We start from the raw sequence: 12,463 nt of genomic DNA on the forward strand, positions 1-12,463 counted from the left end.
TTTCGTTCAAATTCTAGTCTTCATTAACCCTGTTACATCAAGAATTAAGCTAATACTTCCATCACCTAATAGTGTACAGCCGGAGATAGTTTCAATATTTTTGATTCTTTTTATATACGGTGGCAGAGACTTGACCACGACTTGCTGCTCACCCAATAATTCATCAACAAAAAGACAGATACACTGATCCTCCTGTTCCACCATAATCAGAATCCCTTCATGTATTTGAAGTTTATCCGCTTTCGTATGATAAAGCTGATGAAGCCGAAGAATCGGATAGCATTGACCGCGAATCATGATCATTTCATTCCCATCAGGATCGGTGATAACATCGTTTTTCCCCGGTCTGAATGATTCCTTAATCACCGTTGTCGGTAAGGTATAATAGGAATGACCGACTCTTGTATTCATCCCGTCGATAATTGCCAGGGTCAGCGGGATTTTAATAGATATGGTTGTACCTTGATTGGGCACACTGTCGACGGAAACAGAACCACCTACGGCTGAGATGTTTTGGACGACGACATCCATTCCTACCCCCCGTCCGCTAAATTCGGTGATCTTCTCCTTTGTCGAGAAGCCCGGAAGGAAAATCATCTGGTAGATCTCTTTATCCGTCAGCTCTTCTTCGTTTTTATGTAGTAAATGACTTTTCTTCGCTTTTTCGAGAATTTTATCGCGGTTTAAGCCTTTTCCATCATCCTTTACCTGAATGATCACTTCCCCACCGGCATTTTTGGCTTCAAGAGTAATCGCCCCTAATTCCGGCTTACCGCTTATCCGCCGCTCTTCTGCCGATTCAATCCCATGATCCAGGGAATTTCTAACTAAGTGCATAATTGGATCAGAGATATGCTCGACAATACTTTTATCCACCTCCGTTTCTTCCCCAATTAATTGCAGGTGAGCGGTTTTGCCAAGCTTTTTACACATATCATGGACGACCCGGTGCATCTTGTGAAATGTGCTTGTTAATGGGACTAGGCGAATAGCCATGACTTTATCTTGAATTTCATTGGTAATCTTTTGCAGGTGCCTTGCCGCTTTCTGAAATTGTTCCAGCTCAAGACCGTTCAAATCAGGATTTTGGGTGACCATCGCTTCAGCAATCACTAATTCGCCCACTAAATCCATTAGTTCATCTAATCTCAAAACATTCACATTGATAAAACTGGTGTGCTGGCTATTGAGTCGCTTTTCTTCAATAGACCTTCGCTGATGTGAATAATTGCTCTCATCAGCACTTGCTCTCTCTTCTTCTCTGTTAATCTGTGAAATCTTCAACTGCTGTAAAAAACTAGACTGAGAAAGCAGCTGCTCAATTTCCTCACGAGATTTTTCTGTCCGAATAAATATCTGAAAGCCTTGATTTCTAATCACCTCACTGGAAACGATAAATTCCTTTTCGATCTCTTCCGGGATATGATAAAGTTCATTGGCAATGTCTTTTAATCGATAGACAATTTGAAACGCACGGACATTCTCCATTTCACAGCCAGCTTCAAAATAGACCGTTATATGGAATAGGTTTAAATCATCATTGTTCCTGTCACTCAACATCCGTTCGATCATATCAGCAGCCTGCCGGTCTTGCCTTTGTAGATCATTTCCCTGCTGACTCTCGCCATTTGTCGCAACTCTGCTATTTTTCAAATTTGATAAATAGGATTTGGCAGACTCAATCAAAGAAGAGGCTTCTCCATCAACCGTATCAAGGTTTTTGGCTTTTTGAACCTCAACTTTAATGAAGTCGATGCTATCCAAAATCAAATCAGAAAGAGTGGAGAAATCGATGAATTGAGGTTTTTCTACCCTAATAAAAGAGAAAATATCTTCTAATGAATGGGACAATGCTGCAATATTTTCATGATGCATCATCGCCGAAGAACCCTTTATCGTATGCATAATCCGAAAAATCTCATTCACGGCATTTTTCGAAAAATGTTTGGCTTCCTCACTTTCCAGAATTAGTTCTTCTAGTTGTTCCAGCAGCTGAGAGGTTTCCATAATATACATTTCAAGAAACGAGTCATTTTCTGTTTGGTTCGGCATATTCTCCCCCTCTTTCCTCTATTAATTTCTGCTAACAATGTATGAAACATTTTTCCTGAGAACAAACAGAACTCTATATAAAAAGAAAAAAGCTATCCAACAAATGAATAGCTTTTCCGCAAAACTTAGCTATCCGGTAACCTGTCAACCATCGCATTTAAATTGCATTAGGCACATGGCTTTGCGTCCCTACCTTTCAGAAGGTTTGCCTTTATCGAAACGGAGTTAAACTCTAATCATAGTTAGGTACATAGTCCTAAATTTCAATATACAAAGTGTGAATAAAGGATGCTGTGAAAAATGTCACCGTAATATTACTAAAACAACAAATACATAAAAAATTCACATAATAAACCAATATTACTTAAAAAATTCATTATCAATGATAGAAAAAGGCAACGCCCGTTGTTTCGGGTTCGTTGCCTTGTCCATTATTCCATGTGGGAGATTGTCCAAAAAAATCCAAATTTTGATGTGTTTGAAGCAGACGAGATCCATTTCAAGCATCATTTAATTTTATCAATTTGGTTGTTTACTTCAGTAATTGCTTTTACAACTTCGTCGGATTGTTTTGTTTGAACTTGGAAAATTTTATTTAATTCTTCTGCTTGTTTTAGATCGTTTTCGATTTCCAAAGCCATTTCTTTACTAGATTGTAATTGATGACGTGCAGCAGCCACTATTATTCCAGTCATTTCTTTCAAGCTATTAATATTACGGACAATTTCCGCTTCAGTAATCGATTGCTCCCGGGTTGCATTTTTCACCGTATTAGATTGGTTCGTAACATTTTCTGCTGCCTCTACAATCTCCATGATGCCTTTCGCCTGTTCTGCAGTGGCAATTGAAATTTGCTGTACTTGGTCACTTGCTCCGGAGATACCTTTCACCATTTCCTCAGCAGTGATCGATTGTTCCTTCGTCGAATGCGTCATTTCCGACGCCTTTTTCTTCACATTCTCAACCGCTAGGGTAATCATTTCACTATTCCTCGTCTGTTCCTCTGTCGCTTTGGCAATCTGATTCATTTCCTCTGTTACATGCGCAATCCCTTTGACAATCTTCTGAATGGCTTCGGTTGTTTTTTCCGCAAGCTGGTTGCCAACCTTGACTTTATCTGCACCATCCTTAATGGAAGTAACAGCAACTGACGTTTCTTCTTGAATTCCCTTGATTAACTTCGAAATTTCTTTCGTTGCTTGGGCGGAACGCTCGGCTAATTTCCGCACTTCCTCCGCTACCACAGCAAAACCTTTTCCGTGTTCACCAGCACGGGCAGCTTCAATAGCAGCATTCAGTGCCAAGAGATTGGTCTGATCGGCAATATCATCGATTACTTGAATGATCATGCCAATTTCATCTGAACTTCTTCCCAGTCTTACCATCACTTCGCTGGCCTGATTTATGACTAATGAAATTTCCTTCATGCCATGTAAGGTTTTATTCAGAGATTCCGTTCCTTCCAAGGCATCATCTTGAACGGTGTTGCTTAACTGGTTCACCGTTTGGGCGCTTTCGGCGATTTGCTTAATCGAAACGACCATTTCTTCCACTGCATCTGCCGTTTGTTCTGCGTCATCCGTTAAGCTTTCTGCACGCTTGCTTACACCTTTTATGGACTTACTCATTTCTTCGATTGCTGCTGAAATTTGATCAACCGTTGCCCCGGCACTGCTGACATTTAACGCAACTTGTTCAATCGAGGTCATCATCTCTTGAATGGCGGAAGAGGTTTGCTCAGCAGAGGCTGAAAGGGTATCTGCACTTGATGCCACGATGTTTCCCGATACTCCCGCTTGTTCGATTGCAGCCGAAATTTCATCGATACTGGAACTGGCTCCATTGGTATCTGACGCAAGCTTCTCGACAAAGGCCAATAATTCTTTTGTATTAGCACTTGAGCTGTGCATATGCTCCTCAAGTATTTGAACCTTATTGGCGGTTTCATCAATCAACTTTTTAATTTCCATAACAGATTCGGTCGTAATATCTACATTTTGGATAACCCCAACGACAGAACGACGGATCCGTCTGGTAATGATGAAGGCTACAACAATACAGAATAGCTCTGCTAAAATGGACACAATAATAATTTGCTTTGCCGCATTAGCTGACTGGTGCTCTGCATCCGCAATGATTTTGTTATTATCTTTTTCTACTCTTTTTGTTAAAACATCTAAAGAAGCGATCGTGCTGCTTCCGCTTTCCGTCATGGCTGTTAATTTTCTTTGTGCCTCCTCTTTGTCGTTCCTTTTAGAGGCTTGAAGAAATGATGAAAGATCAGAAGCATAGGTTTCAAAATTTTTATTAAAGATATTCAATTGGTCATTATTCTCTTTGTTAATAATGAACTGATGAACTTCTTTAATATCTTTTCTAGCATCAGCAATCTTTATATTCATGAGGTTTTCCAAATTTTCTCTGCCTTTATCACTGGCATCCAACGAATAATTACTAGAAAACATGCCAATATAAAGGACATCTTCTTTTAAACTTCCAGCAATTGAAGCTTTTTCATTTGCTGATTACCAATTTGATGAATTTTACTTGTTGAATCACTTATATATTTATAGGAAAAGGACGATATAAACACAATCACTAAAAATACAATAATATAACTGCTCCACAATTTGATCCCCATTGAAAACAGATTTTTCTTTTTCTTCATTTTACCGTCTCACTTTCATTCTGAGATATAGATTCAATATATTATATCAAGCTAAAAAAACGCCTTCAAAGGAGGAAATTGGCATTTTATTCTTTTCAGAACATTTTGTGTGTCAGAAAAATGACATTTTTGATTTCACTCAACGGATACGAATATAAAGGGCTCGTTTTAGAAGAAAATCTTTAGCAGCTGCAATTCACAGCAAAAAGAAGTTCAAAAATTCTCTTACTTTTTCAGACATTTTTCATTTTGGACGGTTAGGCTAAAGATAATAAATCTTACGAAAGGAGTTCCTTCCATGAATTATAAAGTGATATTCATCGGATTGTTGTTTGTTTTTGCTCTTGGTTTTGTTTCAGCAGGAAGTCACCTTGTTTCAGCCGATGATGATTTCGATAAAAAGTATGAACATCATGAAGGACACGATAAAGATGAAAAAGACTATGAGGATATTGGTAAAACGGTTGGCTGGGGAACCGCTGCAGCGATAGGAGCAGCGGGACTGATTTTTCCAATCAGAAGATCGACGAAATTCATGGTAAAAAATTTCCCCGATAGGAAGAAGCTTTTTATCTCCCTCTCTAAGTTTTTTGGAAAATATCATCTTTTTATCGGAGTTATTGCCTTGGGCTTAAGTATCACTCATGGTGTTGTCATGTACTTAGACAAAGGTGAACTGGAAGGTGAAGGGATGATTGGCTTAGCCGCAGTTATCTTAATGGCAATTGCCGGCATCGTGGGGGCAGTCTTATTTAAAAATAAAAAAGCCAAAACTCTGCGAACCGCCCATACAGGTGTGATCGCTTTGGCTATTCTAATCGGATTGATTCATATTTTTGCTTCATAACTACGTGTGCCCTAGAGTTAGACAGGCCCTGGCTCACCGGTAAACTGCTTGTTTTTATGCCGATATGGTACAATAAAAAGACATGATGCAAAGGAGTAATGGAGATGGAATCTGTATCATCGATTTTTAAAAGACAGTACCATATCGACCTTAGAGATGTTGATTTCAACAAACAGTTAAAGTTAAGCACCCTTTTCAGTTACTTCCAAGATATCGCTAGTTTGGCTTCCGCGGACCTTGGTTTTGGAATTGAAACGCTGGAGAAGAAATTTGGGGTAGCTTGGATTTTAACCCGAATTCGCGTCGATATCCTCCGGATGCCCAATTGGGATGAGGAGATTACGATTGAAACCTGGCCCTTGGAACCAACCAGGGTGGAGTTTGACCGTGATTACCTTGTCAAAGATGCCAGCGGGAATATAATCATCAAGGCTGTATCCAAATGGGTGATTATGGATATAAAAGAGCGAAAAATTAAACGAAGTGACCTCATTCAGATTCACTATCCGGAGAAAATAACGAAACGAGCCATCGCGGGAAAGTTAGCAAAACTAAAGGATTTTGGCAAGTTAGAACCAGTGTACGACAAAGTCATCGGATACAGTGACATCGACTTTAATGGTCATTTAAACAATTCCAAATATGTCGACTACATCATGGATTGCTTTCCGGTGGCAGATCACCAAAACTACACGATTCAAACCATTGATCTCAATTTTAATCAAGAAGCATTGCCTGGTGATTCGATCACGCTTTTTAAAGACACCTCAGGAGTGGATGAAAATGTCATATACATAGAGGGTGTCAATCAAACGGACGATAATGTGGTATTCAAATCACTCATTACGATTAAAGAAAACAGTTAGGCTGATCCTCCCACCTGCGGAGCGTTCACTGCCTGCTTATGAAAAAACTGCTCCGCCAATCTTAGAAAAACAGGATCATGTCTTAAATGAGAGGTTTTAGAAAAAACTAAAACCTCTTTTTTATTTCTTTTGATTCTCAGTTGACCTGAGCTAACCTAGACCTTTTTCGGATAGGTAAATCGCTCCTTGCTGCCCGAACAAATCTCCATTTTCGTTTTTTGGGTAACTAGACCCCAGCTTGGCCCACCCTCTGCTGATTCCATTAACCATTACCACTAGTGGCAAAGTTTGCTAAAAAGTTCAAAAAGTTGTCATGAACACCTTGTAAAACATTGGTATAGTTAGATTAAACAGTGTTTAAAACAATGTTTAAAACACAACAGAAATCGGGGATAAAAATGAATAATATCACAGAATCGGAATTCACAAAGAAGGAGCTTATTCTCAAAGCGACTTTGAACCTGATTAAAAAACAAGGCTTTGAAGGCGTAACGATGAGGAAAATTGCTTCTGAAGCAAAGGTAAACGTTGGCCTTGTCAATTATCATTTCGGTTCCAAAGATAAGTTAATCAATGCGGTGATCCAAATCCTCGTCGATTCCCTAAAGGAAACGTTCACCATATTGGATGATGATTCGATCGAACCAAGACAGCGGTTAAAGCAATTTCTGCTTCAATACATCAATGCCTATTATCAATATCCCTTTATTGCACAGCGAATGCTTGTCGAAGGGACCATCATTTTTGACAGTCAAAAGGAATTTATCCATTTTATGAAAGCATTCGGGATAAAGAAAATGCAGCATACGGTTGAACAATTAATCGGCAAAACAGAACCGGAAACGCTCATTATCATTATGTCTCATCTATTAGGGGCAACGTTTTTGCCTGCGTTGATTGAACCATTGTATGAAAAAGTGACCGGTTTTCGGTTTCCTGAAATGGAAAAAAGAATTGATCTTTTATTGGATCGCTATTTTTCCGATGCAAACTCAGAAGAGACATGATTTTCCTAGTTGCCCGATGATTATTTTTCGTGAAACAAACTAATAAAAAGGTGTGTTTCTCAAGGAGGATTTTGCTTTTTCTTTTACCAAAGCAAGCTTATAAAAAGACATGATGTTTTCAAGGAGAGGGGAACCATGGAACTGAAAGTTGGCCTTGATGTTGGCTCAACAACAGCCAAACTCGTTGCCTTAAACAACCAAAATGAAATTGTCTTTAAATTTTATCAACGGCATTTTTCTGATATCAAAACGACCACGTTAAGATTGTTGCGTCTGGTGTCTGAGCGATTTCCTTATGCAAAACTGAAAATGAATGCCAGTGGTTCATCAGGCCTTGGATTATGTGAACCGCTGGGTATCCCGTTTATTCAAGAAGTCGTTGCCTGCACGGAAGCGGTAAAATCGACCGAAAATGATATTGATGTCATTATCGAGCTGGGCGGTGAAGACGCCAAGATCATCTACCTTACAAACGGAATTGAGCAGCGAATGAACGCTGCCTGCGCCGGCGGAACGGGGGCGTTCATCGACCAAATTGCCACCCTGCTAAATACAGATGCCGCTGGATTAAATGAACTGGCAAAAGGCGCAGAAAAAATCTATCCGATTGCCTCAAGATGCGGTGTATTTGCGAAAACGGATATCCAGCCGTTGATAAATGAAGGAGCCCGAAAAGAAGATATCGCTGCATCTGTGTTTCAGGCGGTCGTCAATCAAACCATCGCCGGACTTGCAAACGGCAGACCGATTCGCGGCAATGTCGCCTTCTTAGGCGGTCCGTTAACTTTTTTATCGGAACTGAGAAAGAGTTTCATACATACCTTAAAGCTGACCGGTGAACATATATTATACAGTCAGGACGGGCATTATTATGTCGCGATCGGGGCGGCCCTGGAAAGCAATAATAATGAATCAATTGAAGTGGACAAACTGATTCAAATCCTTGCGAATATGGATCAAGCTGTCAATGTCGACCAGTCCAAACGGCTTGAGCCCCTCTTCCGTTCAAAGGCAGATTATGAAGCATTCAAAAGCCGCCATTCCTTGGCAAAAGTAAAACAAAGTCCGCTGTCAGCCTATTCCGGTCACGCTTTTTTAGGGATCGACGCCGGGTCGACGACAACGAAAATGGTGTTAACCGGTGAAACCGATGAAGTGCTGTTCCGTTTTTATGAAAAAAATAAAGGGAACCCGATTGGAACCGTCCGTGAAGGCTTAACGGCTCTGTACCAAGCGCTGCCGGTGGATGTGAAAATTGTCCGTTCCACCGTAACCGGATATGGCGAAAAATTAATTCAGGCAGCCTTTCGGATTGACGATGGGGAAATTGAAACGGTGGCCCACTATACTGCGGCAAAGCAATTCCAGCCGGATGTCGACTTTATCATTGACATCGGCGGCCAGGATATGAAGTGTATCAAAATCAAAAACGGCGTGATTGACCAAATCTTACTGAATGAAGCATGCTCGTCAGGCTGCGGCTCGTTCCTCGAAAGTTTTGCAGAAACGTTGGAAAAAAGTGTCCAGGAGTTTTCTGAAATGGCCTTAATGGCGGAGGCACCAGCCGACCTCGGGTCACGATGTACCGTGTTCATGAATTCAAAAGTTAAACAATTGCAAAAAGAAGGCGCCAGCATTCCCGACATTTCCGCCGGCTTGGCACATTCGATCATTTCCAATGCGATTTACAAAGTCATTAAGCTCAAATCAGCCGAACAGCTCGGCAATCATGTGGTCGTCCAGGGAGGAACCTTCCTAAATGATGCCGTCCTTCGCTCGTTTGAAAAAATTACCGGTAAACAAGTTATTCGTCCGGATATGGCGGGATTGATGGGAGCCTACGGCTGTGCCCTGATTGCCAAAGAAAGATGGGATGGACAATCGGTGTCTTCGCTGCTACCGGTGGAACAGCTCGGCAATTTTACCCTGCAAACGTTCCACCGCCGCTGTGGTAAATGTGAGAATAACTGTCCGATTACCGTGAATAAATTCTCTGACAAACGGTCCTTCATTACGGGGAATCGCTGCGAGCGGGGGGCCGGAAAGCAAAAGCAAAAAAGTCCATATCCCAATTTAGTTGAAGAAAAATTGGATAAAGTATTTAACCGTGTCTGCCTTGAAGGCGATGAAGCGGAAAGAGGAAAAATCGGCCTGCCCCGTGTGTTAAATATGTTTGATAACTATCCGTTCTGGCACCGCTTCTTCACCGAATTAAGTTTTGAGGTGGTTTTATCGGACCCTTCCAGTAAGGCCATTTTTGAAAAAGGGATTGAAACCATTCCGTCAGAATCTGTCTGTTATCCAGCCAAGCTTTCACATGGTCATATTTTGAACTTGATTGAAAAAGGCGTCAAGACCATCTTTTATCCGTCCGTTGTTTTTGAAAAACGGGAAAATCAGGCCCAGCAAAATCATTACAATTGTCCGATTGTGGCCTCCTATCCTGAGGTGATCAGGGTGAATTTGGAGAAAGTCTTTATTGATAATCAAGTAACATACTTAAACCCATTCTTAACGATCGATCATCCTGCCGCACTGTTGAAAAATCTGAGTGAATGTTTTCAGGACATTCCAAAAGTCGAACTCAAAAGGGCTCTTAAGAAGGCCCAGGCTGAAAAAGAGGCCTATACCGAATGGCTGCACAGACGTGGCGAGGAAGTCATTGCTCAATTACGCAAAGAACAGCGAAAAGGGATTGTCTTTTCGGGGCATCCGTATCATATTGACCCTGCGATTAATCATGGCATTCCGGGTGAGATCAATAAATTGGGGTTCGCCGTGTTAACCGAGGACGCGATTGTCCAGCTGGCTCCGGAGGATTTGGAGGTGGATGTCGTCAATCAATGGACCTATCACTCCCGACTTTATCAGGCGGCAGATGTGGTTAAAAAAGAACCTTGTCTCGAACTGCTGCAGGTTACCTCCTTCGGCTGCGGGCTGGACGCGATCACAACAGATGCGGTACAGGAAATTTTGGAGGAAAGCAATCAGTTATATACGTGGATAAAGATGGATGAAGTCAGCAATTTGGGAGCAGCACGGATTCGTCTTCGTTCCTTAAACGCAGCCATTGAAGAGAGAGAAAATCATCCAGAATTACAGCATAAACAGAACACAGCGAAAATCAGACCGCCTAAATTTGCCAAAGGTGATAAAAAAAGATACACGATCCTTGCACCGCAGCTGCTGCCCAGTCATTTTGATCTGTTTGCCAAGGCGTTTGCTCTCGATGGATATGATTTAAAAATATTGCAGGATGTCAAAGATGCCGATGTCGAGGTTGGATTACGCTATGTCAACAATGATGCCTGTTATCCGGCGGTCATCACAATTGGTCAGCTTGTCGGCGCTTTGAAGAACGGAGAATACGATTTGGACCGAACCGCTGTGATTATGTCGCAAACCGGCGGCGGCTGCCGGGCAACCAACTATTTCGCGCTGCTAAAGAAGGCGTTGCGGAATGCCGGAATGCCTCAAGTTCCTGTGATCTCCTTAAACGGCGGCGGGATGGAGAAAAAGAATCAGCCGGGATTTAAGATCTCCCCTACGCTCGCCAAATCGATGGTAATTGCCGCCTGTCTCGGTGATTTGCTCATGCGATTGAAACTTACCGTCAGGCCCTATGAAAAAGTCACCGGCAGCACCGAAAAAGTTTATCAAAAATGGCTAGAATCCAGCAAGCAGCTGTTAGAAGCGTTCTCGATGCGCGCATATAAGAAAGTGATTAATGAGATCATTGCCGATTTCAGCGAAATTGAAATGATTCCAGAGCGAAAACCGCGGGTCGGAATCGTGGGTGAAATACTTGTTAAATTCCACCCATATGCCAACAACCAGCTGATTGAAACCATCGAAAAAGAAGGCGGCGAAGCCGTTGTTCCGGACTTTATTGATTTCTTCTTATATGGGCTTTACAACCGGAAATATAAGGTGGAGCACTTTGGTAAATCCAAACTGAATATTGCCATTGGAACAGTAGCGATTCAATTGATTGAATATTATCGCAGTCCGATCCGTGAGGCTCTGTTAGCAAGCGAGCGCTTTGAAGCTCCACTAAAAATTTCCGAAGTGGCGGAAAAAGCATCACGCTTCTTAAGTATCGGCAATCAGATGGGGGAAGGCTGGCTCTTGCCGGGAGAAATGGTTGAGTTAATGGACTCCGGCGTTGATAATGTCGTTTGCGTCCAACCGTTTGGCTGCCTGCCAAATCACGTTATCGGCAGAGGCATGTTTAACGGCATTAAGAAGGAATATCCAAATGCCAACATTATTTCGATCGACTATGACTCTAGCATCAGCAAAGTAAACCAGGTCAATCGCATCAAGCTGATGATTAATATCGCTAAAAACAAACTAAAACAAGAAAATGATCTAATCATGAAATCATGACAATGGCTGTCAGGCACTCTGTGAATTTTTCACATAGTGCCTTTTTCCTATTGACGCGCTGCTCCTTTCAATTGGCGGGTTGCACTTTTTGATTGGCGCTTTTCCCGCTCCTATTGGCGCCTTGCTCCTTTCAATTGGCGTTTTTCCCGCTCCTATTGGCGCGTTGCTCCTTTCAATCGGCGTCTTATCCGTTCCAATTGGCGCACCTAAAATTAATACCACAAAAATTTCTACCAATCTCCAAGTATTCCACAAATTTCTTTATTTTTCAGCAAATAAAGTGTACACTATTTCTTAAGTGAATATAGCTTGCAGGGAATAGGTTGCTAATTCGTTAGCTTAATAGGGAATCCGGTGAAATACCGGAGCTGTTTCCGCAACTGTAAGTGCTGATGAAATAAGAAATAGCCACTGTTTGTCAAAGAGTCAAAGACTCAACTTCAGGCAAATGGGAAGGTTCTTAGAGTAAAATGATGCACAAGCCAGGAGACCTGCCTATTCTTGAACGTATTATGCTCTTCGGAAGATAAGAGGATTGTACGGCAGATTTCATCTGGTTCTTACATATTTTAGCAAGAATCTACAGCCGGCCAATTTTTTATCTGGGCGGCTTTTTTGTATTTAAAAACAAATT

At 41.5% G+C, this 12,463-nt stretch carries 7 protein-coding genes and 2 riboswitches; of the genes, 4 read left to right on the forward strand and 3 right to left on the reverse strand.

Going from position 1 to position 12,463, the window contains the following annotated elements:
* Positions 1 to 6: 6 nt before the first annotated feature.
* The 3 genes from JK635_RS12875 to JK635_RS12885 form a co-directional block, all read right to left on the reverse strand.
* Entirely contained in the window at positions 7 to 2,052 is a 2,046-nt protein-coding gene (locus JK635_RS12875; RefSeq protein WP_202654376.1) for a chemotaxis protein CheA, read from the reverse strand.
* Positions 2,053 to 2,184: 132 nt separating this feature from the next.
* Positions 2,185 to 2,272, reverse strand: a riboswitch (cyclic di-GMP riboswitch).
* Between the two features lie 286 nt (positions 2,273 to 2,558).
* Positions 2,559 to 4,454, reverse strand: coding sequence for a methyl-accepting chemotaxis protein (locus tag JK635_RS12880; RefSeq protein WP_202654377.1), 1,896 nt, complete (start codon positions 4,452 to 4,454; stop codon positions 2,559 to 2,561).
* 86 nt (positions 4,455 to 4,540) lie between these two features.
* Positions 4,541 to 4,720 (reverse strand): hypothetical protein, encoded by a 180-nt coding sequence (locus JK635_RS12885; protein WP_202654378.1) that lies wholly within the window; start codon positions 4,718 to 4,720, stop codon positions 4,541 to 4,543.
* 298 nt (positions 4,721 to 5,018) lie between these two features.
* On the opposite strand from JK635_RS12885, the gene JK635_RS12890 reads away from it, so the two are divergent.
* The 4 genes from JK635_RS12890 to JK635_RS12905 all read left to right on the forward strand — a co-directional run bounded on the left by JK635_RS12890 (position 5,019) and on the right by JK635_RS12905 (position 11,829).
* Positions 5,019 to 5,567 carry a cytochrome b family protein gene (locus JK635_RS12890; protein WP_202654379.1) on the forward strand — a complete coding sequence of 183 codons (549 nt, stop codon included), beginning with the start codon at positions 5,019 to 5,021 and terminating at the stop codon, positions 5,565 to 5,567.
* Between the two features lie 104 nt (positions 5,568 to 5,671).
* Positions 5,672 to 6,433, forward strand: coding sequence for an acyl-[acyl-carrier-protein] thioesterase (locus JK635_RS12895; protein ID WP_202654380.1), 762 nt, complete (start codon positions 5,672 to 5,674; stop codon positions 6,431 to 6,433).
* A 398-nt stretch (positions 6,434 to 6,831) separates the two neighbouring features.
* A complete protein-coding gene (locus tag JK635_RS12900; protein ID WP_202654381.1) occupies positions 6,832 to 7,440 on the forward strand; it encodes a TetR/AcrR family transcriptional regulator in 609 nt (202 codons plus the stop codon).
* Between the two features lie 135 nt (positions 7,441 to 7,575).
* Positions 7,576 to 11,829 (forward strand): 2-hydroxyacyl-CoA dehydratase, encoded by a 4,254-nt coding sequence (locus JK635_RS12905; RefSeq protein WP_202654382.1) that lies wholly within the window; start codon positions 7,576 to 7,578, stop codon positions 11,827 to 11,829.
* Positions 11,830 to 12,132: 303 nt separating this feature from the next.
* Positions 12,133 to 12,342: riboswitch (cobalamin riboswitch) on the forward strand.
* The last annotated feature ends 121 nt before the right edge of the window (positions 12,343 to 12,463 follow it).

Origin of the sequence: Neobacillus paridis, from assembly GCF_016765675.1 — a bacterium.
GTDB classification, from domain to species: domain Bacteria; phylum Bacillota; class Bacilli; order Bacillales; family Cytobacillaceae; genus Neobacillus; species Neobacillus paridis.